Origin of the sequence: Acinetobacter geminorum (assembly GCF_013009345.1) — a bacterium.
Classification (GTDB): Bacteria; Pseudomonadota; Gammaproteobacteria; order Pseudomonadales; family Moraxellaceae; genus Acinetobacter; species Acinetobacter geminorum.
Genome location: NZ_JABELE010000021.1, coordinates 1 through 25,189, shown reverse-complemented (window position 1 = coordinate 25,189; position 25,189 = coordinate 1). Strand labels below are relative to the sequence as shown.

33 protein-coding genes are annotated in these 25,189 nt (G+C 40.7%); 25 read left to right on the top strand and 8 right to left on the bottom strand.

Features of this window, described 5'->3' with window-relative positions; all coding sequences use genetic code 11:
• Window positions 1-34: 34 nt before the first annotated feature.
• From HJG58_RS16550 to HJG58_RS16520, 7 genes are all read left to right on the top strand, one after another.
• Window positions 35-988 (top strand): hypothetical protein, encoded by a 954-nt coding sequence (locus HJG58_RS16550; RefSeq protein WP_002125699.1) that lies wholly within the window; start codon window positions 35-37, stop codon window positions 986-988.
• Window positions 979-1,302, top strand: coding sequence for a helix-turn-helix domain-containing protein (locus HJG58_RS16545; protein WP_001175928.1), 324 nt, complete (start codon window positions 979-981; stop codon window positions 1,300-1,302). The genes HJG58_RS16550 and HJG58_RS16545 overlap by 10 nt, the downstream gene beginning before the upstream one ends.
• Entirely contained in the window at window positions 1,277-1,765 is a 489-nt protein-coding gene (locus HJG58_RS16540) for a hypothetical protein (RefSeq protein ID WP_001228682.1), read from the top strand. Before HJG58_RS16545 ends, HJG58_RS16540 begins: the two co-directional genes overlap by 26 nt.
• 111 nt (window positions 1,766-1,876) lie before the next feature.
• Window positions 1,877-2,278 carry a hypothetical protein gene (locus HJG58_RS16535; RefSeq protein WP_000084570.1) on the top strand — a complete coding sequence of 134 codons (402 nt, stop codon included), beginning with the start codon at window positions 1,877-1,879 and terminating at the stop codon, window positions 2,276-2,278.
• Between the two features lie 152 nt (window positions 2,279-2,430).
• The gene (locus HJG58_RS16530; protein ID WP_000134192.1) at window positions 2,431-3,036 is read left to right on the top strand and encodes a hypothetical protein; all 606 of its coding nucleotides are present in this window, start codon (window positions 2,431-2,433) and stop codon (window positions 3,034-3,036) included.
• 9 nt (window positions 3,037-3,045) lie between these two features.
• Complete coding sequence (locus HJG58_RS16525; RefSeq protein ID WP_002125703.1) at window positions 3,046-4,290, top strand: phage terminase large subunit; 1,245 nt, start codon at window positions 3,046-3,048, stop codon at window positions 4,288-4,290.
• Window positions 4,291-4,335: 45 nt separating this feature from the next.
• Entirely contained in the window at window positions 4,336-5,133 is a 798-nt protein-coding gene (locus HJG58_RS16520) for a phage portal protein (RefSeq protein ID WP_002125706.1), read from the top strand.
• Between the two features lie 76 nt (window positions 5,134-5,209).
• On the opposite strand, the gene HJG58_RS19140 is transcribed toward HJG58_RS16520, so the two are convergent.
• Window positions 5,210-5,335: a hypothetical protein gene (locus tag HJG58_RS19140; RefSeq protein WP_254975789.1), complete on the bottom strand. Its 126-nt coding sequence runs from the start codon at window positions 5,333-5,335 to the stop codon at window positions 5,210-5,212.
• Here HJG58_RS19140 and HJG58_RS16515 point away from each other — a divergent pair.
• From HJG58_RS16515 to repM, 3 genes are all read left to right on the top strand, one after another.
• A complete protein-coding gene (locus tag HJG58_RS16515; RefSeq protein WP_227518865.1) occupies window positions 5,283-5,618 on the top strand; it encodes a hypothetical protein in 336 nt (111 codons plus the stop codon). The two genes, HJG58_RS19140 and HJG58_RS16515, sit on opposite strands and share 53 nt — an antisense overlap.
• The gene (locus HJG58_RS16510; protein WP_004832954.1) at window positions 5,618-6,256 is read left to right on the top strand and encodes a lysozyme; all 639 of its coding nucleotides are present in this window, start codon (window positions 5,618-5,620) and stop codon (window positions 6,254-6,256) included. The genes HJG58_RS16515 and HJG58_RS16510 overlap by 1 nt, the downstream gene beginning before the upstream one ends.
• Window positions 6,257-7,266: 1,010 nt before the next feature.
• Window positions 7,267-8,388: a replication initiation protein RepM gene (gene repM, locus HJG58_RS16505; protein WP_000818856.1), complete on the top strand. Its 1,122-nt coding sequence runs from the start codon at window positions 7,267-7,269 to the stop codon at window positions 8,386-8,388.
• A 352-nt stretch (window positions 8,389-8,740) separates the two neighbouring features.
• On the opposite strand, the gene HJG58_RS16500 is transcribed toward repM, so the two are convergent.
• The 3 genes from HJG58_RS16500 to tnpA form a co-directional block, all read right to left on the bottom strand.
• Window positions 8,741-10,345 (bottom strand): IS66-like element ISAba46 family transposase, encoded by a 1,605-nt coding sequence (locus tag HJG58_RS16500; protein WP_057089985.1) that lies wholly within the window; start codon window positions 10,343-10,345, stop codon window positions 8,741-8,743.
• Between the two features lie 74 nt (window positions 10,346-10,419).
• A complete protein-coding gene (gene tnpB, locus HJG58_RS16495) occupies window positions 10,420-10,755 on the bottom strand; it encodes an IS66 family insertion sequence element accessory protein TnpB (RefSeq protein WP_004832949.1) in 336 nt (111 codons plus the stop codon).
• A complete protein-coding gene (gene tnpA / locus HJG58_RS16490) occupies window positions 10,752-11,135 on the bottom strand; it encodes an IS66-like element accessory protein TnpA (RefSeq protein ID WP_004646130.1) in 384 nt (127 codons plus the stop codon). The genes tnpB and tnpA overlap by 4 nt, the downstream gene beginning before the upstream one ends.
• Before the next feature lie 204 nt (window positions 11,136-11,339).
• Between tnpA and HJG58_RS16485 the strand changes: the two genes are divergently transcribed.
• From HJG58_RS16485 to HJG58_RS16430, 12 genes are all read left to right on the top strand, one after another.
• The gene (locus HJG58_RS16485; RefSeq protein ID WP_017402502.1) at window positions 11,340-11,756 is read left to right on the top strand and encodes a hypothetical protein; all 417 of its coding nucleotides are present in this window, start codon (window positions 11,340-11,342) and stop codon (window positions 11,754-11,756) included.
• A gap of 87 nt (window positions 11,757-11,843) precedes the next feature.
• On the top strand, window positions 11,844-12,275 hold the full coding sequence (locus HJG58_RS16480; RefSeq protein WP_000005905.1) for a hypothetical protein: 432 nt from the start codon (window positions 11,844-11,846) through the stop codon (window positions 12,273-12,275).
• 36 nt (window positions 12,276-12,311) lie between these two features.
• Window positions 12,312-13,715, top strand: a complete 1,404-nt coding sequence (locus tag HJG58_RS16475; protein ID WP_000102026.1) for a DnaB-like helicase C-terminal domain-containing protein — start codon at window positions 12,312-12,314, stop codon at window positions 13,713-13,715.
• An 87-nt stretch (window positions 13,716-13,802) separates the two neighbouring features.
• Window positions 13,803-14,897, top strand: a complete 1,095-nt coding sequence (locus HJG58_RS16470; RefSeq protein WP_130128026.1) for a DNA primase — start codon at window positions 13,803-13,805, stop codon at window positions 14,895-14,897.
• Between the two features lie 78 nt (window positions 14,898-14,975).
• Window positions 14,976-15,515 (top strand): hypothetical protein, encoded by a 540-nt coding sequence (locus HJG58_RS16465; protein WP_228141956.1) that lies wholly within the window; start codon window positions 14,976-14,978, stop codon window positions 15,513-15,515.
• Window positions 15,515-16,006 (top strand): hypothetical protein, encoded by a 492-nt coding sequence (locus tag HJG58_RS16460; RefSeq protein ID WP_004832937.1) that lies wholly within the window; start codon window positions 15,515-15,517, stop codon window positions 16,004-16,006. Before HJG58_RS16465 ends, HJG58_RS16460 begins: the two co-directional genes overlap by 1 nt.
• Window positions 16,000-16,608 (top strand): Asp23/Gls24 family envelope stress response protein, encoded by a 609-nt coding sequence (locus tag HJG58_RS16455; RefSeq protein ID WP_002124005.1) that lies wholly within the window; start codon window positions 16,000-16,002, stop codon window positions 16,606-16,608. Before HJG58_RS16460 ends, HJG58_RS16455 begins: the two co-directional genes overlap by 7 nt.
• The gene (locus HJG58_RS16450) at window positions 16,605-17,114 is read left to right on the top strand and encodes a hypothetical protein (RefSeq protein WP_004832935.1); all 510 of its coding nucleotides are present in this window, start codon (window positions 16,605-16,607) and stop codon (window positions 17,112-17,114) included. The genes HJG58_RS16455 and HJG58_RS16450 overlap by 4 nt, the downstream gene beginning before the upstream one ends.
• Window positions 17,115-17,126: 12 nt before the next feature.
• The gene (locus HJG58_RS16445) at window positions 17,127-18,542 is read left to right on the top strand and encodes an ATP-dependent DNA ligase (RefSeq protein ID WP_004832933.1); all 1,416 of its coding nucleotides are present in this window, start codon (window positions 17,127-17,129) and stop codon (window positions 18,540-18,542) included.
• 17 nt (window positions 18,543-18,559) lie between these two features.
• Window positions 18,560-19,021 (top strand): hypothetical protein, encoded by a 462-nt coding sequence (locus HJG58_RS16440; protein WP_000949172.1) that lies wholly within the window; start codon window positions 18,560-18,562, stop codon window positions 19,019-19,021.
• Between the two features lie 39 nt (window positions 19,022-19,060).
• The gene (locus HJG58_RS16435; protein ID WP_002125274.1) at window positions 19,061-19,633 is read left to right on the top strand and encodes a guanylate kinase; all 573 of its coding nucleotides are present in this window, start codon (window positions 19,061-19,063) and stop codon (window positions 19,631-19,633) included.
• Window positions 19,634-19,705: 72 nt separating this feature from the next.
• Entirely contained in the window at window positions 19,706-20,326 is a 621-nt protein-coding gene (locus tag HJG58_RS16430; RefSeq protein ID WP_002125265.1) for a hypothetical protein, read from the top strand.
• Here HJG58_RS16430 and HJG58_RS16425 read toward each other — a convergent pair.
• Window positions 20,314-20,742: a hypothetical protein gene (locus HJG58_RS16425; protein ID WP_002125269.1), complete on the bottom strand. Its 429-nt coding sequence runs from the start codon at window positions 20,740-20,742 to the stop codon at window positions 20,314-20,316. The two genes, HJG58_RS16430 and HJG58_RS16425, sit on opposite strands and share 13 nt — an antisense overlap.
• Window positions 20,739-21,416 (bottom strand): AAA family ATPase, encoded by a 678-nt coding sequence (locus HJG58_RS16420; RefSeq protein WP_002125263.1) that lies wholly within the window; start codon window positions 21,414-21,416, stop codon window positions 20,739-20,741. The genes HJG58_RS16425 and HJG58_RS16420 overlap by 4 nt, the downstream gene beginning before the upstream one ends.
• Window positions 21,417-21,618: 202 nt before the next feature.
• Between HJG58_RS16420 and HJG58_RS16415 the strand changes: the two genes are divergently transcribed.
• Window positions 21,619-22,035 carry a hypothetical protein gene (locus HJG58_RS16415; protein WP_001180909.1) on the top strand — a complete coding sequence of 139 codons (417 nt, stop codon included), beginning with the start codon at window positions 21,619-21,621 and terminating at the stop codon, window positions 22,033-22,035.
• On the opposite strand, the gene HJG58_RS16410 is transcribed toward HJG58_RS16415, so the two are convergent.
• Both HJG58_RS16410 and HJG58_RS16405 read right to left on the bottom strand, forming a co-directional pair.
• Window positions 22,032-22,616 (bottom strand): tyrosine-type recombinase/integrase, encoded by a 585-nt coding sequence (locus tag HJG58_RS16410; protein WP_000124734.1) that lies wholly within the window; start codon window positions 22,614-22,616, stop codon window positions 22,032-22,034. The genes HJG58_RS16415 and HJG58_RS16410 overlap by 4 nt on opposite strands.
• A gap of 339 nt (window positions 22,617-22,955) precedes the next feature.
• On the bottom strand, window positions 22,956-23,375 hold the full coding sequence (locus tag HJG58_RS16405; protein WP_000833467.1) for a helix-turn-helix domain-containing protein: 420 nt from the start codon (window positions 23,373-23,375) through the stop codon (window positions 22,956-22,958).
• A gap of 421 nt (window positions 23,376-23,796) precedes the next feature.
• On the opposite strand from HJG58_RS16405, the gene HJG58_RS16400 reads away from it, so the two are divergent.
• Together HJG58_RS16400 and HJG58_RS16395 are read left to right on the top strand one after the other, a co-directional pair.
• Complete coding sequence (locus tag HJG58_RS16400; RefSeq protein ID WP_000047261.1) at window positions 23,797-23,991, top strand: hypothetical protein; 195 nt, start codon at window positions 23,797-23,799, stop codon at window positions 23,989-23,991.
• 240 nt (window positions 23,992-24,231) lie between these two features.
• On the top strand, window positions 24,232-25,137 hold the full coding sequence (locus HJG58_RS16395; RefSeq protein WP_002125271.1) for a cobalamin biosynthesis protein CobT: 906 nt from the start codon (window positions 24,232-24,234) through the stop codon (window positions 25,135-25,137).
• Window positions 25,138-25,189 lie beyond the last annotated feature (52 nt).

The window sequence follows — 25,189 nt, the reverse complement described above, 5'->3', positions numbered from 1 at the left end:
GGGCGTTTAACGCCCTTACTTGATTGAGAAAGGTATGGAAAAGGTTTTACTCGATACACCAGATATTCTCGTTACTCGTAAATCACCTAAGCAAAACCACAACCTGTCATTGCTCAAGGACATCATTGTGGAGCCGGGTGACAAGAGTGACTGGGACCTTCTGCACGAATTGCACTACAAGGCAGAAACGCTGCCGATCGGTTCAAGGTTCTGGAAAGTAACCCTGCATGGCAAGACCATTGGTGTCGGGATTCTGGCTGTTCCCAAAATGTTGCTTTCGGGTCGTAATGACTTGTTCAAATATCTACGTCCAAACGTCAACGGCAAGGATACCCGCCTGATCAATAAAAGTCGGGCTGAATGGCTAAACGAAAATGTCTGCACCAATAGCCGACTTGTACTGGACACCATCTACCGTGGTTGCGGGATTGCGTATCGTGCCCAAAATTTAATGATGCGCATGGTGGATAGAAAACATACCGAGTTCCAAAGCTCGATGTCGAAATTCAATCCATTCGCGGAAAGGGCAGGCATCAAGTTCACCCCGCCTAAGCAGGCGACCAATTATCAACGCGGTGTGGACTTCTTTGTGAAATGGTTTGAAACCAAGCATCCGACAGATGTTGTGGGGATTCTGGAGGAGCTGAGCTCCAAACCCGAACCTATCAAAAAGAAGATCATCGCTGAAATGCGGAAGTTCTATTACCAATACAGCTCTTTGGAAAAATCCGGCAATAACCGGCTGAATGGTTTTAGCCGTGTAGAGAGCATGCCTGTCGAAAAGCTGCTAAAGAACATTCAACAACTGGTTTTTGCGTCTCCGTTATATGGGGTCTATACCAATCCTGACTTGATCTACAAAGCCAAACATCCTGAGCACGAGATTCCCAAACGGGTATCAATTTTGGCATTTGACTGTCAGAAACCAGACGACCCCCTAAATGTTGAACTCATTAAATCAAGAGGGCTTTTATTCGAATGCAATTAGGTCTAACCCCAAAACAGATCGAATTACTGACAAAGATTCGCGATAAAAATCCAGACGGTTCTTTGCTCTCAATCGAACAGCTTCATGACGCCGTGAGTTACACCTGCACCCGACAAGCCATTACATGCAGCCTAAATTTTCTGATTAAAAGAGGCCTGATTGAGAAGAGCGGGCAAAACGTGGTGAGAAACGGGCGTAGATTTACGGTCGTCAGCATCAAGCCATTGGGCGAGGAAATACTAAACGCCTATGTACCTTCGCTACGGCAGGTACTTGTAGAAAATGAGGATGAGGAAATTGAAAAAATCTTCTAAGGTAAAAAGCGTTAAGAAAACCTCGCCAAGTTGGTTCCGCACTCCGTACAATCGCTTATGGTATGTTTTGGTCCAAGACCCAAAACAATTCTTGGCTATGGAAGATGAAAGCCATCATGCGCTTTACGAGATTGCTAAAGAGCATTTTCAGTCCCATTTTAAAGCCATCACTTTCTATGCCGCCAACAATTCGGGCGAGTTGATTGCCGCGATCTATTATCCGAGGATGTTTGACGCTGACGAAAATGAGGTACTAACCGTGCTTTGCCATGAGTGTGTTCACATATGGCAGGAATTCGCGGAAAGCCTACATGAACACGAGCCTTCGCGTGAATTTGAGGCTTATACCATTGATGAGATTTTTGGAAACGTCCTGACTGAATACCGCAAGTTAGTGGAAATCAATAAAGCCCATACCGAGAGTAAAGCCATTAAACATAAAAAACAGCCCGACCTTGTTTAATTCCGACATTTGGGTAATTTGGGTTTTCCGCAACTCTTCGAATAATATATTATTAATAAGTGCTTACTTTATTGTATTATTAATATATTCGGAAAACTGCGGAACTCCCAAATGTCCCAAGTACAGGAAATCTTTCTTATCGGCGAAGATTTTGAGCCAGGCATCGTCGGAAATTCTGAAATTGATATTTTATTGGGCCATGACACGGCGATCTGTGGAGAGTTCGCAATCAGGAAGGAAGATGGCTATACACACTGTCCGGACTATTGCGAGGATAAGAATATAACTTTCAGGGAGTTATACAAATTAAACTTACATCCACTCATCCTTCCAGCCAGCCATGAATCCTCCAAAAGACGCTCTAAAAAAGCTTTAGAGAAAGCCGAACAGCTTCAAGACAAGTTTGTTGCAGTCTTTATTCTTGGCTCTGAATTTTACGTAACCAGACCATTTGAAAGTGAAAATACAGCACTAGCTTGCGTGCTTTGGTATGCGCTTGCTTATTACTCTTAAATAAAATTATTAATAAGCGCTTATTATTTACTTTTGGTTTTATTTTGCTTATCCTAGAGGCCATCGGACATGTTTGAAATGGTGCGTGTCTGACTTTTTAGAGGGCGCATATCATTTAGTAGCTGGTACGCGCCTTTTTTTTAGGTGATTGCATGACTGAAGAAACAGCCAACAAACGCAGATACCCTTCAGCAAGTGCTTGGGCAGAAGCAGAGGCGTTATGGGCTTCTGGTGATGTGACACTAGAGGACTTAGCCAAGAAAGTCGGGGTAAGCGCAACTTCTGTTTCCCTTCACATGAAGAAGCGGAAAATCACGAAAGGGGAGAAGGCCAAGGAACATTCCGAGCGTATCTCCAAACAGGTCGCCGAAGATATTTTGTCAGAAGGGACCGTACATAGCCAAAGAATTAAGGAAACCAAAGAAGAACATTACAAGATGGCGACGGGCCTGGCTCGCCTGACTTGGAATGAAATTGTCACTGCCAAGGCAAAGGGCGGTGCCTATGCGGCGATTCAACAAAATTTAAAAGCACTAGAAATCGCTTCGAATGTTTTGGCAAAGATCCGCCAAGAACGGTACGCCGTTTTAGGTTTGGATAAGCCTGATGCTGTAGATGCTACTCAACTTCCGGAATTGGTAATTGAAGAATTGACGGCCGATCAGGTTCAACAATTGAAAGAGCGTGATTTCAACAATGGTAATTACGACTTTGAAGATGAGGACATGTTAGAGCCATCAAATGATTCAGGGGAATGATGGTTTTAGATGGCAGATAAGGTTCGGCTTTCATTGCATCCAAAGCAAATGGAAGTCTATCTTTCAAATGCTCGATTTCGCGTAGTGGTTGCTGGTCGCCGATGGGGTAAGACCAGCCTTTCGCGTACTCTGATTATCAGTAAAAGTAGAAAGCCAAGACAAAGAATCTGGTACGTAGCGCCAACTTACCGAATGGCAAAACAAATCATGTGGAAGGATTTGATTGAAGCCATTCCTCGGAAGTGGGTAGTTAAGATTAACCATTCAAGTCTATCTATTGAACTTGTTAATGGCACCCTGATTGAACTTAAAGGCGCTGATGACCCAGACTCTTTGCGTGGTGTGGGTATCGATTTCTTGGTATTGGACGAATTCCAAGACATTAGCGAAGAGGCATGGACACAATGTTTGCGTCCTACCCTTGCCTCTACAGGTGGTCATGCCATCTTTATCGGCACACCTAAAGCATATAACCAGTTATATACCGTCTATATGCAGGGACAAGACCCGAAAAAGGTCGAAGCTGGCCAATGGCAGTCATGGCAGTTCCCAACCATTACATCTCCATTTATTCCTGAATCGGAAATTGAAGCGGCTAGAGCCGATATGGATGAGAAATCATTCAAGCAGGAATTTTTGGCTTCCTTCGAAACCATGTCTGGACGTGTTTATTACCCGTTTGATCGTAAGGAACATGTCGGGAAATATCCTTTTGATCCAAAACTGCCAATCTGGATCGGCATGGACTTTAACATCGACCCAATGAGTACCGTCATCATGCAGCCGCAACCAAATGGCGAAGTTTGGGTGGTTGATGAGATTGTCCAGTTCGGCTCTAACACGGAAGAGATTTGTGAAGAGATTGAACGGAAATACTGGCGGTATATGAAACAGATTGTCATTTTCCCCGATCCTGCTGGCGGTCAACGCCAACATGCTCGTGGTGAGTCCGACTTGGACATCATGCGCGAGAAGGGATTTAAGAAAATTCTTTACAGAAGAAAGCACCCTGCAATTGCCGACAGGGTAAATGCAGTTAACCGCATGTTGAGAACTGCGGATGGAACAGTTGCATTAAGGGTTGATGAAAAATGTAAGCATTTGATCAATTCATTTGAACAGACCATCTACAAACCAGGTGGACGTGATGTTGATAAATCAGGTGGTGTAGAACACAGTGCCGATGCCATTGGATATGCAATCGAGCACCAATTCCCACTTCGTAAGATTGAAATTAAAGGCGTTTCAATTTAACCTATATTATTAGTAAGCGCTTACTAATATTTTGAAGGCGATAAGATGACAACCGAACTATCCTCATACGACCGACATGCAATAAGTTCGACCGCTTCCTCAGAAGAAGCGAATGACCCTCTTGTACGTTTAGTATCACGTCGTCATCCACTATATGAAGCCATGTCCAAACACTGGATGTTTATGGATGACACCTATAGCGGTGGCAGAGAATGGTTTAATCATCATATCTTCAAATACATCAAAGAGGGTGATGCCGAATTCAAGGATCGTATCTCACGCGCTTATCGTTTCAACCATACCCGCGAAGTTGTAGATTTAATTAATAAATATTTATTCAAGCAGGAAATCACCCGCAATAAGGTAGATGCTCCTGCCGACGTGGTGAAGTTTTGGAAAAACTGCACCAAGAGCGGCTTAACGATTAATGATTTCGTTCGCCAGATCAGTAAGAAAACCTCAATTTACGGTCGTATTGGGGTAGTTATTGATATGGATGCGGTACCAGAAGATCAAAGACCCTTAAACAAACGGGAAGAAAAGGAAGCTGGGCTATCTGCTTACGCCTACATCATCACTCCGCTTCAAATGCTGGATTATTCGTTTGATGATCACGGCAAATTAAACTGGATGCTGATTCATGAAGTGGTTCGCGACGATGAGGACCCACTAAATTCAACAGGCAAGGCGATTCACCGCTTCCGCTTATGGACGAAAACGGAATGGAAACTGTTCGAAAAGCAGAATGATGATCAGAACGGCAAGATTACGATTAAAGAGATTGATCGAGGTAGGATCTGCTTTAATGCCATAGTAAACATCCTAAAAATTGAACAACGATAATTTTTACACACTCATAAATTATTAGTAAGTGCTTATTTATAAAATATAGTAAAAATGTTATATTTTCTCAACTAATCTAAGGCGAGAAAATCATGACCGAACCAGTATCAACTACTATCGGTGGATTCGCTGCTTGGAAGGCATTTGGCATGACTATCGTAGTCGCAATCTGTGTGATGGCAGTTGCGGCTGTAGTGCTCATGATGCGGATGCCGAGATCTCCGAGAGAGTGGGGAGTTGGCTTGATTACCACAGTAATTTCAAGCTTGGCTGGCGGCTCTTTCATCATCATCAAATTTAACCTTCATGCTTGGGCAACAGACGTATGGGGAATGATCGCGCTTGGCGGTTTCTTCTTCACATGTGGTTTGCCGGGGTGGGCTATTGTCCGTTGGATTTTCAACTATATCGAAAAGAAGGAGGATTCCGACATTTTCGAAGTTGCAACTGATATTAAAAACGACCTGAAGGAGTTTAAAGATTAATGAGTAGCATGGTATCCGCACTTGCATCAGTGCAAATGGCTCAGATTGCGCAAACTTATTCTTGGCTTCGGGCGATGTCAGGAGGCAGATTAACTCAGGAACAAGTAACTGCTGGTGACGAGATTATCGAGAAGGCGGGATTAGAAACTTTCGCCAAACTCATTGGTTACAAACTTGAATCTGGCGTTACAGGGCAATGGGATATTTCCGAAAAAGGATATGAACTTATACGTGGATTTGAAGGTTTCAGGAATACGGCATATCTGGATACTGGTAGCGTCCCGACTATTGGCTTCGGCACAATCAAATATCCAAACGGCCAACCTGTAAAAATGGGTGATACTTGTACTCGTGTTCAAGCAGAAGAATGGCTTAAAAACGATTGTAAGTGGGTTGATGCTTGTCTTGATAAGTATGTGAAGGTCAAGGTAACTCAAAATCAATTTGATGCGCTTGCTTCGTTTGTTTACAACGTAGGTGAAACTGCATTTGTCAAAAGTACAATGTTGGCTGTCCTTAACCAAGGGAACTATATTGCTGCTGCAAATCAGTTTGATCGTTGGATTTTTGACAATGGCAAACGTATTAATGGATTAGTTAACCGCCGTGCTGCTGAAAAGAAATTATTCTTATCATGAAGCATTTCGGTACATTAATGCTGTGCATCCTGTTTTCAGGATGTACAGCTTCAACAATTCAAAACAATATCCATGTCACTGTCTGTTTACAGTGTGCACCTATGATGAGCCGATAGAACAATGATTTCATTTCTTTGGCATCTGGTAGGGGGAATAATGTTTTTAACAACATGCATTATCCTTATGTACTCTTATCTTCAAAACAAATCTTAATTTGAATTTAAAACTAAACCCAATTTTACTTCTTCCTGTGAACTCTTTTTTTTAAAAACGCTCTATGCTTTGAATTACAAGAGTTCTAATAATAACAGTACAAAAATTCCGTTGTGGATAACTTAAAACCTATTTGAATTTAAAATCTTTTCTTTTTTTCTTTTAGAAGCTCTGAAACGATTGCTATCAAATACTTTCAAAGCCTATTAAGGTACAAAAACTCCGTTTGAGCGGTACAAATACTCCGTTTTAACGGTACAAAAAGTTTTAATTACGGTACAAATATTCCTTTTTAACGGTACAAAAATTCTGTCCTGTATTTTCAATAGTTTAAAAGGTACAAAAACTCCGTTAAATCGCCTTTAACGGTACATTTTCTCCGTTAGAAGTCCTATAAAGGTACAAAAACTCCGAATAAGTACCTTTTAAAGCCATTTTTCCATTAACTTAAAGAATACATAAAAGGATTTCGGTACATTTTCTCCGTTTACACCCCTATAAAGGTACATTTTCTCCGCTAAACTAATAGCCAAAATCATCATAACGGTACAAAAACTCCGATAGGGGAGTGATAACGGTACATTTTTTCCGTTCAAAACAGGCGATAACGGTACAAAAATTCCGAAGGAATGCCTATAAAGGTACAAAAACTCCGGTAATGTCATTACATTGTCATGTTTTGGTCAAAATCCTTAAATATAAATCCGCTCAATTCTGACTGATTAACTAGATTTACAAACATTATCTAATCATGTACCTTTTACGAAAACCAATAAAACCTTTCTGAAACGGAATATATGGCAGAACTTATTAGGAATTCAGATGTTTATAAAGCGAATGCATTGATTAATGCAAGCTACGCTTTGGACACTGCTGAGCAAAGAATAATTCTACTCGCCATTTTAGTTTCCAGAAACAAGAATGCAGATCTGACTGCCGAAACGATTATCGAGATTCCGGCTTCCTTATATGCCCAAAAATTTAATACAACAGTGAGCGCGGCATATAAAACACTGAAGGAAGCCGAAGATACCTTATTTGAAAGACGTTTTTCTTACACCACAATGCGAAATGGCAAGATTGAGGTGGTTCGGTCACGTTGGGTATCACGAGTTTCATACGTTAAGGATGATGCATTATTAACGATCACCCTAGCTCCTGATGTGATTCCTCTAGTAACCAAGCTAGAAGGAACCTTTACCAAATATGCCATCGACAATTTACGCGATGTGACCAGTAAATATGGCATCCGTCTGTATGAGTTGGTCGCTAGTTGGAAAAATTCGGATATACGAAAAACTCCTGTTTATGACTTTGAGGACTTCCGTGCCAAGATGGGCCTTCTTCCTCATGAGTATAGAGACAAGAAAAATCCCGAAAGTACGGATATGACCAACTTCAATAAACGTGTATTGAAGCCGGCAATTGATCAGATTAATAGTTTTACTGACCTGTTTATTACTGAAAAGAAAATCAAGACAGGACGTAATATCACGGGCATTTATTTTGAAGTAAGTTTAAAAACCGATAACTTCATTGAAGGCGAAGCGAAAGAAATCCATGACAGCAAGCCTTCTTCCGATTCAGCTAAAAAGACAGGCGCTCCTTTAGAAAACATTAGGCTTCCAAAAGTATCGACCCAAGAGTTTTTGGGTAGTGATCTCAGCGAAGAGGACCTTAACAAAGAGAACCCATTAAAAGAATTTATCGTTGAATCTGGCGTTTATAAGTCTGCTATTGAAAAGCCAGTAGAAGAAAAGGATGAATTTGAATTAAATGGCATAAAACGACTGTATGAGGCACTATTAAAGCTGGATGAGGGCGTAACCAAGGAATACGTCCGCGAATATGCCCAGATTAAAGGCGTAACTCTACAACACGCATTAATTGAACTTTATAACTCTAAAAGACCGGCTTAAACATTCCGGTACTTGGGTCTTTTCCGAAAACTTGGGTTTTTGAAGTGCTAACGAATAATTAAATAATACTTTCTATAATATTTAAGTTTTTATATTAATTATTCGGAAACGATCGGATGTCCCAAGTTGAAAAACAAATACCCAAGTATTTAGATTGGGCGGGTCACTTTTATGGCAATGACCTTGATTTAGAACATTACGAAATTCTCACCATTCAGTACATTCCCAAGAAAGAGCGGAAGCTAGAAACGTAGTTAATGACAACCAAGTGGTTTGACTATAGGCTGATGCATCCCATGCAAGCCACTTATTACTTCTTTCGTAAGCGTCCGCTGAATCCCATACCAATTTTTTAATTCGATTTAGGTTTCCAGCAGTGTGGCAGTAACTCTTCAATCTGGGTCACTTTATGTGTCGGTAGCTTTTTCAGCACATCACTTAAATAGGCATACGGATCCAAGCCATTCAGCTTTGCTGACTGGATTAAAGTCATGATATTTGCCGCTCGCTGTCCACTGCGCAGCGAACCTGCAAACAACCAGTTCTTACGGCCCAATGCCCAGGGACGCATTGAGTTCTCTGCCCAGTTATTGTCAATGGGTAGATTGCCATCATCCAGATAGCGGCTTAAGGCTGGCCAACGCTTCAGACTGTAATTGATCGCCTTGGCGGTTGGAGAACTCGATGGCACCGTCAGATCATGTTGGTTGAGCCATTCATACAGTTGTTGCCTCACCGGTTGGCTGTACTGTTGTCGGTATTCGCGGCGGTGTTCTGCTGTACTATCGGTCTTTTTCCTGAGTTCTGCTTCTATGGCATACAGTTTCTGAATCAGCACTAATGCCTGTTCAGCGATCTGACTTTTCCCGGTCACATGCAGTTCATGAAATTTACGACGTGCATGTGCCATGCAGCCCACCTCAATGACATCGCCTGATTTAAAGCGTGCTTTATAACCACTGTAATCATCACAGACCAGATGGCCCTGCCAGCCATTCAGGAACTCTTCTGCATGCTGACCTGAACGGCTATCCTGAAAGTCATAGATCACCGCTTGAACTGGATTGTACTGTGTGGTGGCATAGGCCCAGACATAACCTTTCTTCGGTTTTTTCTCATTCTCACCCATCCGCATAATGGTGACCGGCGTTTCATCGGCATGGATCACCCGCTGTTGCAGCACCACCTGTTTTAAGGCATTGGCCAGAGGTTCCAGTTCCACACCGCAGCGACCAATCCAGTCAGATAACGTGGATCTGGACAGATCAATGCCCGCCCGCTGATAGATCAGGCGCTGACGGTACAGCGGTAAATGATCGGCATACTTCGATACCAACACATGGCTGAGCAGTTCAGGTGAAGCAATGCCTTTATCAATCACATAGGCTGGCATCGCTTGCTGAGTCAGGGTGTCGCACTGATCACAGACCCATTTGCCACGGATATGCTGTTCCTTATAGAACTGTGCCGGTCTGAAATGCAGTTTTTCACTGACATCTTCGCCGATACGCCGGAGTTGGCATCCACAAGCACATTGGGTTGATGCAGGTTCATGCTCAATACGGATGGTGTGTAGATGATCTGGCAGTGGTCGACGTTTAGGTTTATTGACTGTGGCTTTGTGTGTCACTGCATCGGTTTTATCTGCATTCAGCCGCTCCAGTTCTAGATCAACCGCGGCAATATCTTCTTCAACCGCTTCATCCCACAGATGGATTTGTTTTGCCGTTAAGTGTTCATTCTTTTGGGCGAATTTGTGCTTTTTAAACAGCGCCAGTTCATGCTCGTATTTTTGAGTGAGAATAGAAAGATGTTGAACTTTGGCATCCAATTGCTGGTTTGATTTTTCTAACTCTTGATTTGATTCTGCCAGAGACTGATGCTGCATTGCCAACTGTCTGGTGAATTCCAGCAGTTGTTCATGGGTCAGTTGGCTTAAGTCAGGCAGCGTATTCATGACCGCAGTATGCCTGAGGTCATGAGAAGAATGAAATAGAACGTTTGGAGAATAGCAGAATGGAACAGTCTGGTTTAAAGCATCGTCACCACCTGCTGTCGTCCAATGCGCTGCCAAGGTAAACCCTGGATCAGTGCCTGTAACTGTTCCGGACTTATCGCCATGCTTTCACCCTGGTGAACCTGCGCCCAGTGGAATTTTCCCTGTTCCAGCCGCCGGGCACACAGCCAGATGCCCAGTCCATCATGTACCAGCACTTTCATGCGATGGCCACGTTTATTACAGAACAGGTAAGCACAATGCGGTTTGATGTAGCCAAAGGCTCTCACCACCTGAGCCATGACAATATCCATCCCTGCTCGCATATCCAGAGGTTGGGTAGAAAGCCAGATTTCATCAATGCGGATCATGTTGCAAGTGCCTTGAGTAATTCTGCTAAAGCAGATATTTCTGATACTTGCCATTTCAAGCCAATTTCTGCTTTTGAGTGGGGTAAAGTAATTTGAACCTTTAACATGTCAGTAGGAGTAGGATCTAATGGTGCAGAGCAAGATAAGGCAATAAATGCAGGTTTATTCGGTAGTGGTGAGCGATCATTCCCTGGCTTAGCATCAATTAAGCGAATCCATTTGGATACAAGATTTGTATTCAATCCATGTTGCAAAGCGACCGAAGCAATTGAAACGTCCGGTGCTTTACAAGCCTGAACGATCTGCTGTTTAAATTCAGCACTGTATGTTCTTCGTTTTTTCGCAAGAGATGCGATGGATGTCTGGTGATTTGTAGTCATAAATTTTAGTCCCCACTTGTTTTTAAGTGTGGACTAAATTAAGGCTTATAGGATGAATTCAGAAGGTGTGTTCAGCGGACGCTTACCTTCTTTCGGCTTTTCAAAAATGAATATCGAAACTTTTATAGAAAAGCTATTGATCATAAGGCGGCCGAATTCGTTAAACCCATTAAGGAGCGAGATTTCTTACTCAGTCGTGAGGCCTTGTCATTTTGGCGACTCAGACAGGCGGTTGATGCTTTGGGAATGCGTTATGACTTCTATTTAAAAACCGCATTTGATAAATGCGTTAAGGTGATTGCGAATGGTAGACCTTTGCCACCTAGACCTGCTCAACTAAAAAAAGAAGAACTGTTAATTGAAGTCTTCCATGAGTGGGAGTCTTATTGTGAAGCTTCGCTCCAGATCGCTAAAAGTCCATATTTTACCGCTACACTTTTTCATAACAGTCCAATGCAAGTTGATTATGAAGATTTTATTGTTAAGCAGGTGCGGATGCGTCAAGTGCAGCATTACGCATTAGGGACATGCATTTATCGCTATGATGCGCTTCGAATTGAAAAAGCTTTAGAGTCTTTTGATATTTCAATCATCAACCAAGCTATTAAATCCAGTATTTAATGCTTTTTTCTCTTAAAATATTAATAAGCGCTTACTATAATTTGATAATATCGTTTTTATAGTAATTACTAATGTTTCGAGGTTTTAATGAGCGAATGGCAGAAAGAACTTGCGATACAAAACAAGTTCGGCAATAGCGCTCCAATTTCAAAGGAGTCTATTTACTTAAATACGGAAGAAAAGCAAAAACTTCAATTTCAGCCGCGTAAAACGTATGGGCGTAGGCTGCCAGCGAACGAATGCGAAATTGAAGAAATGGGCTACATGAAGTTTGTTCGTAAGCTGCAAGAGCAAGAACAGGAAATTGTAGTCATTAAAACAGACGGCGAAGTTGTACGTGGATACATCCGTGCTGCGGATGCAGAAACGATCTCGCTTCGTTGTTATTTGAATGGTGATAAAAACGGTCGTTATCGTGCGCGTGTTCTTTTTAAACACCAAATTTCCGAGTTCTCACCAACTAAGGGGATTGAAGACCTAGTTGATGAGCTAGAGAGAAAGTCGAAATCTAAATCTTAAACGTAAGCCATCTATTTTCTATAAGGATTATCTTATATGTCTACTGCTGTGGCCGAAATTCATGAAGAAGAGGTCGTTGATAAAGAACTCGAAGGCTTCACCGAAGAAAAGTTTGATTACGACGATGAGTTTCAATCAAAAATTGCGGCTTTAACTTTACGTGATGATGAGTTTCTTAGAAGAGCCGCCCATATTCTGAAGCCAGAATTTTTCGAAAATCAGGGTGAAGCATGTCTGGTCGATATTGCGCTCCAACACTTCAATAAATATGGATGTTCTCCTGATCCCGCTTCTGTTGTCCAAATTATCAAGGATAAAGCTGCTTCTAAAGTTTATAAGCGAGAAACATTAGCGGCAATTGTGGAAGCAAGGAAGAAATTAATTGGCATCTATGTCACTGACAAGGCTTTCGTTGAAGAAAAGGTTGTTGAGTTCGCGCGAAAACAGGCGGTATCCAATGCGATTGTTAATTCTGTTCCTGATCTTGAGGCAGGTAATTACGCCAAGATTGAAGCGCGTATCAAGGAAGCTATTGCGGTCGGATTGAATGAAGAGGGTGTTGGTTATGACTTCTTCGCTCAGGCGTTGAATCGTAAGCTGGCACGTATCGAGAAGCTGACAGGCAAAGTACCTCCGACAGGCATTACTACTGGCTGTAAAGAACTTGATGATCTGCTCTATCACAGAGGTTGGGGACGCAAGGAGCTGTCTCTATTAATGGGCGGTGCAAAAGCAGGTAAGACGCAAGCGCTTATTCACTTTGGCCGTATCGCAAGCTTTGCTAAATACAACGTTCTATATGTAACGCTAGAAGTTGGTAAAGACATTATTGCAGACCGTTTAGATGCCTCTATTTCAAAAGTGATCATGAAAGAATTGGCGTCGAAGGCTGCAAGTGTTGCAACTGCGGTCGAGACGGTAGCCAAGACGGCGGGCAAATTTATTATTCATGAATTTGGTTCCGGTACATTTTCTCCGTCACAGCTAAGAGCGTTAATTGATAGGTATAAGAATCCTGGGCGGAACCCTGATGGAACGATAAGACCGCCAATCAAGTTCGATATGATCATTGTGGACTATGCAGATTTGATGCGTCCAGATATTCGTACAAATGACCCAAAAGAGAACTCAAGAGCTATCTATGTTGATTTACGCGCGATTGCTTTTGAAGAGAATGTGGCGTTACTGACAGCTACTCAGACCAACCGTGAGGGCTTTAAGTCAACGGTAGCCAAGGCAGAGCACGTAGCTGAGGACTTTAACAAAATCAGGACCGCTGACGTTGCAATCTCCATCAACATTACAGAGGAAGAGAGAGCGAAAGGTCAGGCTCGATTGTACTTTGCAGCTTCTCGTAACCAAGAGATGGGGGTTACTGTGGTGATTAAGCAGAATGTGTCCATGATGAGGTTCTTGGAAGAAGTGATTAGCGTCGAATAAATTTAACCCATTATTATAGTAAGCGCTTATTTATAACTTTGTGCTAGTATAAATAAGCGCTAATTTTATCTAATGCGATTTTGCAATATGAGAGATCAAGAAAGTTTAGCGGAGATATTAGACCGCATTGATATGGAGTATTGGCTTAACCGCGAAGGGTTTGAATACAAAGTAACTCGCGGAAAAAACGGAATCCAGTTGAATGTTAAGGAATGTCCGGTATGTGGTAACTCAAGCTGGAAAGTCTATCTGAATCAGGATACGGGTTTGGGTAACTGCTTTCATGGTGATTGCGAAACCAAATTCTCGAAATGGAAGTTTATTAAGGCTGGTATAGGTGGTAATAGCCTAAGCAATAAAGAGATTGTCGAGCATGTTAAAGCAATTGCTCAGGAGCAGGGCTGGCAGCCAAAGCGCAAAAGTGAACCCACACAAACCAAAATTGGCGATCTAAAGCTTCCAAAAGCCTATGACTTGCCGATCATGGGTCAGAACCTAAAGTACCTGAAAGATCGAAATATAACGCTCGATACGTGTCGTGAATTTGGACTGAAATTCTGTCAAAAGGGTTGGTTTGCATACATAGGTCCAACGGGTGAAAAGCAATACCAAAACTACAGCATGAGAATCATCATTCCTGTCAGGGACCTTGAAGGCAAGCTTGTGTCTTTTCAGGGTCGGGATATTACAGGAAAGGCTGAAAAGAAGTATCTATTTCCTCCTGGTTTCGCGTCTACGGGCACTTACCTATATAACGGCCATAATGCCCTAGGTTACGTTGAAATCGTCATGGGAGAGGGCGCTTTTGACGCTATGGCGATATATCAAGCCTTCAAGGAAGACGAGTTCCTTTGCAAAGTTGGAGTTGTCGCGTCATTTGGTAAGCATCTTTCGGTAGGTGGTGATGAATCGCAAATGGCTGAATTACTAAAGCTCAAAGATGAGGGATTGGAGTGCGTGACAATTATGTGGGATGGAGAGCCTGCCGCAATTCTGTCTGCGATCGATGCATGTTTAAAGATAAATAGCTTTGGCATAAAGGCAAGGTTGGCCACGTTGCCTGCTGGATGTGACCCCAATGAAGTCGACCCTGAAATCGTTCGCACAGCGTATCGAAAAGCGATACCAATTACGCCAATTAGCGCAGTAAGTTTACGCATTAAGTATATGGGTAAAGTCTGAATCGTATTTGATTCCAAATCATTGTTTTTAAAATATTGTTGAAGTTTTCAAGGTGCTTTTACTATGAGTTTAAAAATTGTGGTCAGAAGTGCCTACTCATTGCATACGAGTGGGACAAAATATTATTCGATGTTCTTGTTATCTGTACAGGACGGAGCTAAACGCAACACGCAATTATTCAAAATTTATGGCTCAGCGGTAAATCAAACGGCTCAAGTCAAACACCATTCAGAAGGTAAGGGTGAAACACTTGATACCGAATTTAATAAAACACTAAAAGCGAAAGGTAAAGCAGGTGAATATAGCGATTTACGTGAAAGCGAAATCCTGCATGAATTTGATAATTTCCATGATTTTATTACTTACTTGACTCTCGACTCTCCGATTAATGCCATTAGAGCGCCTTTCGCATCAGCGATTACCGAAAAGGGTTTTGAACAATATTTAGAAACCTTGTCCCAAACGTTCGGGATTCCAGTTGATGACATGTACAAATTTACATTCAGATATGAAACAGAGGAAGAACGGCAACGAAAACAAGAAGAGGAAGAGCGTAAAGCGGCTCAGCTCATGGCACAACGACAAGAATTTTATGGTGAAGTTTTGGGGTCATGGTAATGAACAGAGTAATTATTGGGGTTCCACATTGTCGGTTTATGGTGACAAAGACCACAACGAATGAAAAGGTTTTGGAGCTGACAGAATATTTTGCTGTCCACAAGCATACTCAAGATGAAGTATTAGGCTTGGCGATCAAGGCTGTTGATTACCATGATAACAAGGGCGGTTATCACCGAACGGTCGAAATTCTTGAAAAATACGGAGGACTTTCTTACTCAACAGTAGCAGAAAGGGTAAAGAATTTAAGTAAGGCTGCTGTACGTAATCTAGTTGATGAATTGTCTACCAATTCGGATTCGATTAATCCAATTGAATATGCTCAATCAATTTTCGGTCGCGAAGCATCCAATATTTTTGACAAAGGGCGAGAAGCTGAGATCAAGTCAATTTTTCAAAATTATTTTGGACCTATCAGAAGCGAACTGAGCGAATTAATTCTTGATACAGATGAGTATGCTGCCTATAAAGGAGTACAAGGATCATGGTAACTAAAACTCTTCCTGAACTCGATTTGGAATTATCCAGAAGCGGAACAAATGCCTATTACTGCGATTTTTGCCCTCATACTGGCAACCGTCCTAATTATGCCGCATGCCTAAAGCGCATCCATAATGTTCAGGAGGGAAATGAACGCGAGGTGGATGCAGTTTGTGTAGTCGCTATCCATAGACATCACTGTGAAGCTGCCGAAATGCGTGAACGTGAAATTGAGGCAGGTAAGCCTCTCTATTACATTGATCGTTCAGAAATGCGAAAACAAGTTGGGAAGCGGCTGGCTAAACAAGGAATTTCTATTTCTTCTAAATTTGATTATAAGTTAGAACTTACTAATATTAATGGTGAAAAACCAGAAAAAGAAATTCCAGTTAATTCAAAGGGTAATTATTCATTAAGTGATGCAATCAATACTAAACTAAAGAAAAATAGTTTGAATACCAAAGATGTTCATGTAGAATCGCAACAAGAAAATAAAGTAAGCGCTAACTTATATATCGAGAGTGAGAGCTTAACTGTACCAAGTATCGAGAGCGGATTATCGCTTTTAGAAATTGCTAACCGTTTCAAAGCAAACACACAGGAAAAATTATGAGCAACGCAGAAGATTTATTAGAAGCTTTAATCAAGGCATTAAAAGACTCGAATGTAGATGCCGAGGAATTACGCTTCATGACCTTGCTTCCTGATCACATGCGCAAGATTCAGGATTTAACCGAAGAGTTTGTAAAAGCTCACGTTAATGGTCCACAACAGCTTGAAGTTTACATGAGAGCCATTATGGGTGTGGTTGCACAGGTTCAAGCAGCATTAGTCGTGAATACCGGCACAGAATCAATTCAGGAATATGCACAATTATTGGCTCAAAAATCAGAAGATGAATATTTGCTTGATCTAGGTCACATGCTTCGTGATTTTACCAATCATTGGCTAGCGGTCTTTCTGCAAGCTGCAAAAGAGCATTTCGGCGAAGAAGTATTTAAAGCTCATCAAGCCCATGTTAGAGAAGTGATTAAAAACGCTAAAAGCGAAATGCTGAAATCCAAAGAAGGCGATTCCCCATTTAAAGATTCATTTATTCCTTCATTTGCAAAGCAGTAATAAGGTGTAGCAATGAATAGCGATCAGTTACTAGAGGCTTTAAACCAAATTGCATCTGAAAGCTCAAAAAATGAAAAACTAGCTTTACTCATGGATTTTGAAGCAGAAAAGGGGTTGTTCAGAGAAGTTCTGCGTTTGGCATATGACCCGTTTATTGTCTTTGGAATTTTGCCAAAAGCAGAAGATGCAGGAACAGGGGAATTAATGTTTGATGAGGTTGATACCCTTGAGTTCCTATCTAAGCTTAATAACCGTGAACTAACAGGCAATGCAGCGCGCGAAGCGCTGCGTAGCCAACTGGCTCAATTATCAGAGAAGTCAGGCGAGCTTCTAATTCGAATTTTAAGAAAAGATTTACGTGCAGGTTTTAGTGATGCAACGATCAACAAAGTCGTGCCTGATTTGATTCCTGTATTTCCATACCAACGCTGTTCATTGCCTAGTGAAGTAAAGCTGAAGGCATGGCCGTGGAAAGATGGCATTTATTTGCAAGAAAAAGCTGATGGCATGTTTGCCAACGGGACCAATTTAGAAGATAAGTTCTTCTTGTCCTCACGTCAGGGCACGCCGTTACCTATGGAGCATTTTTCCGACCTTACTGCGGAAATGGATATGCTGATCAAAGATGTCCAATATCATGGCGAACTACTTGTCGAGCGTGATGGTGTCGTCCTGCCACGCAAGGTTGGAAATGGCATCTTGAATTCGGTCACTAAGGGTGGCTCATTCGCTGAAAATGAAAAACCGATCTATATGATTTGGGACTTCATTCCACTTAGTTCTGTTAAGTCAAAAGGAAAATTTGAAGCAGCATATAAACGTCGTATTGCACTGATTAAATCGATGCTGGCCAAGTTTAAGCCTAAGTATGTGCGGCTTATTGATACGCATGTTGTTCACTCATTGGGCGAGACTTACGATCACTTTTTTAATGTACTTATGCAGGGCAAAGAGGGACTGGTAATCAAGCATCCAGAAGGTCACTGGAGAGACGGTACAAGTAAACACCAAGTTAAATTAAAACTTGATGCGGATTGTGAGCTGGAGGTTGTGAGCATTAATCCGGGTAAGGTGGGTTCAAAGAACCAAGGGCGAGCAGGAGCTTTGCATTGTAAATCTGCATGTGGTCAAGTCATTGTGGATGTCGCCATTAAGAATGAAAAAATGCGTGGCGAAGTTGATGCAAACCCTAGTGACTGGATTGGTCGAATTATCACTGTACGTTCAAATGCCATTATGCGCCCATCCAACAGTAACCAGAATTACTCGTTGTATTTGCCACGTATGGTTGAGGACTGCTATCGAATCGATAAAACGGAAGCTGATGATTTAAAACGTATTGAAGAGCAATTCAAAAACGCTATCGAAGCTGCCAAGAAGCTGGCAGAAAGTGAAGCGGTGGTGATTGACAATACAGCGACAGCATAAATATGGAGTATATATTGATGTTATCTAAAGCTAAAAAACTACATCGTCAAAAAGCTTTACGTCCTTCTACTGAACAATGGGAAATTATCGCAACTATTGGATTTGCCATTATTCTTACAGTTATCGGGTATTTTTGCATTGGCGGAGCTAAAGCGAATGCAGCGGTGGTAGCGAGAGCAGCGTCTGTATCCTCAGCTCGTCCTTCGACATCTTTTGCGCGGTCTTACAGCAGCTCGTCCACACGCGCTCCGACCACTACAAGTTTTCGTTCTAGTCCAGTTAAGACTGTGACAAAACCTAGTACGATTCGTTCTGTGAAGCCTGTTACAACGCCTGCTAAACCGATGCCTGTTTCTTCTTCATCTACACAGAAGAAATCGCGTAAGATTGGTTTCCAATATGATTACTATGCATTTACAGATTGCATCCCTTATTCAAGCGGAAGTTTCCAAGGTTGGAAGTGTATTGATCGGGATTAATTGGGGCGGTTCTACCGCCTCTTCTTATGAGGTATGACGATGTTTGTATTGTTATCTGGAACAACGTGCAGCGGCAAAACAACCATTGCTGACGCGCTGACCGAGAAATATGGGTTTAATCGTATTGTTACCACAACATCACGGCCGAAACGGGAAGGTGAGGTTGATGGTTTGCACTACCACTTTATTACTCAAACAGAGTTTGATGCACTGAAAAAGGCTGATCAGTTCCTTGAGACAAATAAACATGGTAATTATGAATATGGCGTAACGATTGATAATTTCAAAACCTTGCCAGATGATCGAAATGCCATAATTATTGTCGACCCAAATGGATATAAGAAGATTAAGCGTTATCTGAAAGCAAATGAAATTAAATATCTTGGGGTTTTTGTCGACGCTGATATTAAAAGCCGTCTACAACGTTTAATTGTTCGAGCAGATCAGAAACTTGCGGAACGTTTAGAAGTCATGATTCAGGTCGAATCTCATTGGATAAACGAAATCAACCAGTACGATATGTTGATCCAGAATGATGAAACGATTGAAGATGCCTTAGAGCCGATTTTAGATCATGTGCGCCGTGCAGGACATTTAGATAAAATAGCCTAAGCATTTTGATGAACAATTAAAATTTCCTAAAATAGAATGCTCCGATAATTTCAATAATTTCGGAGTTTTTTTATGCTACTAAAATCTGTTCCTGGTGTTTTGCCTGCACTTAAAAATAGCGATTTGGCAACTACGAAATTATGGACCACTCACATTGAAAGAATTACAAATTATCAATTAAACGCCGTAATTGCTAAATTCAAGTTTAAAAATGAAGAAAGTCAAATTGATAAGGAAATTGAATACGCGGTTAGTCAGATCAACGACGCTATTTATAACCGCCAAATCAACTCGGTAAAAATTGCTCGATTTAAATTAAAAAAAGATCATTCCATTACGGTGAGCAACCTAATTGCTGGTTTATTGAAGCTGAAGGAAGTTGAAAGAAAGGCTGTGTTGTTCTCATTAGAATCAGGATTAAGCCTTGATGAAGTGACAAACTTGGAAGTTAGACAAGCCAATGTGGCAGCTAGAAACTCAAAACTAGCGAGAGAAATTATTAAAAATTGCCCTGTGAGTATCAAAACAAACTATTTATTTTGGGAATCAAATGAGGAAAAGGAGCATGAAAAGCTCAAAAATTTAGAGCAAGCTGTGTTTGAAGCCTTTGGTTTTGACTTCAAACTGCTTGCCCTAAAATACGAGAATATTATTTATGACGAATGGTTTGAATTTCTTGGTCAGACGTCATAATTGTCGCCGAGTTTTTTGATTCGACGAGCCGTATATTCTTCTAAAGCTTCATTGAGCATGGTTGTAAAAGTGGTCTTGTTAGAACCCATGCCAATGGAGCTGATAGATTTAAGCCAGTTCAAACGAAGGTACATTTCTTGGCTAATATTGTTGTTAAAAGGACGTTGAATTAATTTCAAGTCTTCAGGAGCAATATTAATGCCCTGACGCCAAGGCGCTTCACGGTCCTTTTTCTCTTTAGGTTTGCTTAATCCTGATAGTTCATCAAGCTTATCAAGGTCTACAGGTTTTTCATTAGCTTCTGGCGTTGCTGTGGCAGTTTGTACTGGAGCACTCTTTGTAAAATCGGATGCATTTGAATTTTCAGCTTGTACTTTTGCAGCTTTGCCTAATGATAATCCACCACGTCCACTCATTTGAACAACTCCTCAGCCAATGCATTTACTTCTTCTGCTGCCTTAGAGGCACCAATATTTAACTCAATAACACCCAGACCCATGCCATAAGCTCTTGAATATGCAATACGGTCGTAATTTACGGAATCGAGAACTTTTGCAAAATCTTCAACTTCTTTAAACGCATTACGCGCATCGTCTAAAGCTGTGATACGTGCATTTGTCGGGACTTGAGTGATATAGATGTAGACATGAAGTGGATCGAGGTCCCTTTCATTTACACGGATATTATTTGCTTCTTCAATTAATTCCAAAATTTCCCCAGTTGATTCTACGTCAGCTTGGTTAGGGCGAGTTGGAATAAGAATGGCATCGGAACAAAGCAGCGCTTCACGGAAGCCAGAAGAGTCATAACCACCGCAATCGAGAATTACGTTAGGTGTTTCACTTTCAATTTTTGGAATGACTTTGTCAATTTCTGGTTGACCAAACAAATGATAAGTTTTGATTGAGCCGGTCTTTTCTATGAAAGTTTGGGCTTGACGATAAATACCCCATTTAACCGAATTTTTATTGGCGTCAAGGTCGACAAGAGCTACGTCTTGTTTTTCATTATTGGCAATCCATGCAGCCAAATTGGTAGCCGTAGTTGTTTTGCCGACGCCACCTTTTGAATTGGCGATCAATAATTTCATTAAATCCTCAACATAAACGTTGGCGAAAATCGTAGTGTAATAGTAAATGCGCTAGATAACAATGTATAAACTTGTATTCATTGCTATGTAGAAATCTATATAGAAATCTATATAGATTATTAATTTAAAAATTAGATTGTATTTAACTAAAACAAAATGTTTAATAGTTCTAATTGCTTACATATAAATTCATAGGCTTAAAATGCAGAATCAAATCAGACAATTAGAAGATGGAACTTTTGAAATAGGTACTTGGATTCAGAATGCAAATGGTGAAGTTGTGTTCTTTGATGCAACGAGTGCCAAAACATTAGAAGAAGCAAACAAGATTGCTGATGAGTTGGATGATCAGGAATTTAAATTAGCAAAGAGTGAAATTGATATGCTTGGCGGCATTCAAGGTGCCAATAAGGTTCTGGAGCTCATGAATGAAAACGAAGCCGTTGCCGTTGAATTTGATAAAAACCACTTTGATATTAATGAATTAAAATTCTATAACCAAAAAGATTTTGAGCAGCGAATGGATGACTACCTAGATAATGGTGAGACTGCAACCTATCTATATGCAGACTTTGAAATCCAAAGCCTGCTGCACAAAACTAGATTTTTGAAATTTTAATTTAACTTTTCAGCAACTTGGCGGAGCAATTCCGGATCCGATGCAAAATATTTTTGCGTGGTCAGGATTGAGCTATGCCCCATCAATTGTTGAATTGAATAAATATCACCGCCCTTTCTTATTAGCCTTGTGGCAAAGGAACGTCGACCGGAATGGCTGGTTGCTTGAATACCAGCCTTCTTATAACAGTTATTAATCATGGTCACCATGCTATTTGGTGAGAATGGACCGCCCTTCTGCGATAAAAATAAAGGTGCGTCGGGATCCTTTGGTCTTTCTTTTGTTATGTATTCTTCTACCAGTGATCTAGCGATTGGATTGACTAGGAATACCTCACGGTAGCGGTTGCCTTTAGTAATATTACCGAGCAATCGAATAATATCCTTCAGCTTGCCCTTCTTCACGTCGTAAACATCGCCGACCTTTAACATTGATAATTCTTTAGCGCGAAGCCCAAGGAAGTGTGAGAAATACAAAACACATTTGTTCCGTAATGCATTTACGCCCGTTTGAGTGGCTAAAGTAATCTCAAGATCATCTTCTGACACATATGGGGCTTTTCCAGTTGTTGTTCTTGCCATAAATCGACCAAATAATTTTTTATTACATTTTTCCAAAAACGGAAAGGATATAAAAACAGTCTACCACATGTCGAAAAATAAAAAATGTAATAAAAGATACATTTTATTATATTTTTTGGGGGTGCAAAAAGGCAGGGCGTCATATCCTGTCGTATACGTACTTTTCTATTAAGAGTGGTATTTCAAAGTTTGATTTAAATTGGTAATCTATACCAATCTTGATTTTGTAACGTTTTCAAGTTTAGGAGGAGTTATGAAAGAAAAATTTAAAAACAGTAATTTAAAGGGTATGAATAGCAAAAAGCCCGAACTTGATCGGGCAGTAAGAATAAAAACAGATTAGTTGACTTTAAGTGTTTCTAGGAAAGCATCAAAAGCTTCTTTCTGTCTAGGGTTAGTGAAAAACTCAAAATTATGGCCATCATTTGCTTCGCGAATTTGTTTAATTAAATTCGATTCTGCATCAGTAATAAGAGGTTGCTCAATCATGGCTTCCATTTCTTCAAGCAGATGAGGCATGTATTCCTCTAGGCAGCGCATGAAGAGGTCTTTAGCATCGATTTTTAAAGCTTCAGCCATAGCGCGCACACGTTCAAGAGGCAATTTGCTTTTACCACGAACAATGAAGCTAACCATGTTTTGATTGATACCCATAATCTCTGCCAATTGCGACTGATTCAGATCCGATGCATTTAGTTGAGCGTCGAGATATTGGGCGACAGTTAGTTTGCGTTTGGTGTTAGTAGCTGCTGATTTCATAGTAACGTTTTCCTTAGAATATTCTTAATAGATATAAAGTCATAATGTCGGAATGTATCCTCGATACAACATTATAGACTTAAAATATTTGCGGTTTAGGTAAAGTATATCAGTAAGTGCTGATTTACCCAAGTTCAAGAAAAGTACAGATTTGTATAGGATTGGATAACATGACATCGGTCACAATTAACGGAAAAATTTAGTAAGTAAGCATTGATTAATATTTTCTTATTTTTGGGTTAAACTAATGGTCAGACTATAGGTGAGTAGATGCTCATTTTAAGTACAGGCAATTTGTTAGCTGATGCAGACAATCATACTATAATGACAACGTATCGACTGATACCAAGAGGAAGTATAAGCCTCATTCAAGCCAATTATTTGTCAAAAAAGTATGATAGTTAGAGTATAGGAGTAAAAAATGTCGAAAAGTGTTGAAGTTATTACGCCTGAAACCGTAGCAGATTTCTTGGCAGAGCAGGGTTCTGAACTGATCTTTGAGGGAAATCAAATTAATGTAATTAAAGGAAAAAATGAGGAATGCGGTGATTTCCTTGTGATTAACAATGCACTTGGCGAAAATTTGTTTATTAAACTTAGCTATATAGTCTTATGAGTCTACCTAAATAATTAAAAATCCCTCACTTGACCCTTCTCTGTGGTTAGTGTCCAAGGTTTGATGCTGGCCACGGTCAAAATAAACCCTCTATTAAAACTCAAAATCTCCCCAATTTCACTCTTTATTTTTCAATAAATATTTTTATAATGCTTTTTAATATTAGTAAGCACTTGTTAATATGCTGTCAGGTCTGTATATAGACATCCAATAATGACTTTTTCAGATTGAGATTTTTCAATGAATGAGCGCATACATATTTTAAGACAAGCAATTGTTGTCGTTACCCAAGCACTGACTAACTCTGATATTGCAGTAACACAAGAAGGCATTGAGGCAGGTGTGCATAAGGATCCAAAGACAGGCAAACCTGTGCGAATTAACCTTCCATATCTTCCGGACAATTCACCAGATTCGCTGATTGATGCGGTTCAAGGTTTTCTTGATCAAGAGGTAGCGAAGTATCTTTTTACCGATTTTTCTCTCAAGCTAAAAGGATCTGAAGAGGTAAAGACTTTAACTTCATTGTTAGAAGAAGCGCGTGTAGAACGTTGCATGGCTGAAAAATATCGCGGTTCAAATATCAATATGAAAAATGCGAGCCAATTTTTCATTGATGAATTGATTGACGATAAATACCAAAAACTTGTAAAGGAAAAAGCTTCTGATGAAGAAATTACGCAACATTTAATGTTGCCAATGTTACGTGCGTTAAGTGGTCCAATTGGGGCGTTTGCAAGCATTGAACCTAGTGAGCCTTCAGCGAAAGACCTCTCACGACGAAAGGATCAAATGAGGCTATTACCAGGATTAATTATTGATTCTGTAAAAGCAGATAGATACACAGATACCTCAGAGCCATTCCTGCGAGCTTCGTTGGTCGAGCATATGCGCGATTGCAAGCAATGTAACGGTTGCGACCTTGCTGGACAGGTTCATCCAGATATTCGTTTGGGTAAAAAGATGCGATTTATGGTCGTGGCTGACTGCCCAACTTGGGAAGAGGAAAAGAAAGGAAAACTTCTTGAAGGCGAGACGGCCCAATATGTGAAAGCTGCAATTAAAGATAATGAATTAGCAGTAGCGGACGGTTATTACACAACGCTCGTCAAAGCCAAAAAAGGGACTGTTCTAAATTTTGTGTAAGTACTTAATTTTCATTTATCCTTCAGAGGATAATTACAAAAGGTACTTCACA

Bases quoted from the DNA above. Each gene is read 5' to 3' on its own strand.
- HJG58_RS16455 (WP_002124005.1), top strand. From the start codon at position 16,000: ATGGTAACTAAAACTCTTCCTGAACTCGATTTGGAATTATCCAGAAGC.
- HJG58_RS16525 (WP_002125703.1), top strand. From the start codon at position 3,046: ATGGCAGATAAGGTTCGGCTTTCATTGCATCCAAAGCAAATGGAAGTC.
- HJG58_RS16515 (WP_227518865.1), top strand. From the start codon at position 5,283: ATGACTATCGTAGTCGCAATCTGTGTGATGGCAGTTGCGGCTGTAGTG.
- HJG58_RS16420 (WP_002125263.1), bottom strand. From the start codon at position 21,416: ATGAAATTATTGATCGCCAATTCAAAAGGTGGCGTCGGCAAAACAACT.
- HJG58_RS19140 (WP_254975789.1), bottom strand. From the start codon at position 5,335: ATGAGCACTACAGCCGCAACTGCCATCACACAGATTGCGACTACGATA.
- HJG58_RS16550 (WP_002125699.1), top strand. From the start codon at position 35: ATGGAAAAGGTTTTACTCGATACACCAGATATTCTCGTTACTCGTAAA.
- HJG58_RS16530 (WP_000134192.1), top strand. From the start codon at position 2,431: ATGACTGAAGAAACAGCCAACAAACGCAGATACCCTTCAGCAAGTGCT.
- HJG58_RS16475 (WP_000102026.1), top strand. From the start codon at position 12,312: ATGTCTACTGCTGTGGCCGAAATTCATGAAGAAGAGGTCGTTGATAAA.
- HJG58_RS16410 (WP_000124734.1), bottom strand. From the start codon at position 22,616: ATGGCAAGAACAACAACTGGAAAAGCCCCATATGTGTCAGAAGATGAT.
- HJG58_RS16470 (WP_130128026.1), top strand. From the start codon at position 13,803: ATGAGAGATCAAGAAAGTTTAGCGGAGATATTAGACCGCATTGATATG.
- HJG58_RS16415 (WP_001180909.1), top strand. From the start codon at position 21,619: ATGCAGAATCAAATCAGACAATTAGAAGATGGAACTTTTGAAATAGGT.
- HJG58_RS16545 (WP_001175928.1), top strand. From the start codon at position 979: ATGCAATTAGGTCTAACCCCAAAACAGATCGAATTACTGACAAAGATT.
- HJG58_RS16405 (WP_000833467.1), bottom strand. From the start codon at position 23,375: ATGAAATCAGCAGCTACTAACACCAAACGCAAACTAACTGTCGCCCAA.
- HJG58_RS16425 (WP_002125269.1), bottom strand. From the start codon at position 20,742: ATGAGTGGACGTGGTGGATTATCATTAGGCAAAGCTGCAAAAGTACAA.
- HJG58_RS16435 (WP_002125274.1), top strand. From the start codon at position 19,061: ATGTTTGTATTGTTATCTGGAACAACGTGCAGCGGCAAAACAACCATT.
- HJG58_RS16480 (WP_000005905.1), top strand. From the start codon at position 11,844: ATGAGCGAATGGCAGAAAGAACTTGCGATACAAAACAAGTTCGGCAAT.
- tnpA (WP_004646130.1), bottom strand. From the start codon at position 11,135: ATGACTACAAATCACCAGACATCCATCGCATCTCTTGCGAAAAAACGA.
- HJG58_RS16520 (WP_002125706.1), top strand. From the start codon at position 4,336: ATGACAACCGAACTATCCTCATACGACCGACATGCAATAAGTTCGACC.
- HJG58_RS16540 (WP_001228682.1), top strand. From the start codon at position 1,277: ATGAGGAAATTGAAAAAATCTTCTAAGGTAAAAAGCGTTAAGAAAACC.
- HJG58_RS16440 (WP_000949172.1), top strand. From the start codon at position 18,560: ATGTTATCTAAAGCTAAAAAACTACATCGTCAAAAAGCTTTACGTCCT.
- HJG58_RS16395 (WP_002125271.1), top strand. From the start codon at position 24,232: ATGAATGAGCGCATACATATTTTAAGACAAGCAATTGTTGTCGTTACC.
- tnpB (WP_004832949.1), bottom strand. From the start codon at position 10,755: ATGATCCGCATTGATGAAATCTGGCTTTCTACCCAACCTCTGGATATG.
- HJG58_RS16400 (WP_000047261.1), top strand. From the start codon at position 23,797: ATGTCGAAAAGTGTTGAAGTTATTACGCCTGAAACCGTAGCAGATTTC.
- HJG58_RS16510 (WP_004832954.1), top strand. From the start codon at position 5,618: ATGAGTAGCATGGTATCCGCACTTGCATCAGTGCAAATGGCTCAGATT.
- HJG58_RS16535 (WP_000084570.1), top strand. From the start codon at position 1,877: ATGTCCCAAGTACAGGAAATCTTTCTTATCGGCGAAGATTTTGAGCCA.
- repM (WP_000818856.1), top strand. From the start codon at position 7,267: ATGGCAGAACTTATTAGGAATTCAGATGTTTATAAAGCGAATGCATTG.
- HJG58_RS16500 (WP_057089985.1), bottom strand. From the start codon at position 10,345: ATGAATACGCTGCCTGACTTAAGCCAACTGACCCATGAACAACTGCTG.
- HJG58_RS16445 (WP_004832933.1), top strand. From the start codon at position 17,127: ATGAATAGCGATCAGTTACTAGAGGCTTTAAACCAAATTGCATCTGAA.
- HJG58_RS16450 (WP_004832935.1), top strand. From the start codon at position 16,605: ATGAGCAACGCAGAAGATTTATTAGAAGCTTTAATCAAGGCATTAAAA.
- HJG58_RS16460 (WP_004832937.1), top strand. From the start codon at position 15,515: ATGAACAGAGTAATTATTGGGGTTCCACATTGTCGGTTTATGGTGACA.
- HJG58_RS16430 (WP_002125265.1), top strand. From the start codon at position 19,706: ATGCTACTAAAATCTGTTCCTGGTGTTTTGCCTGCACTTAAAAATAGC.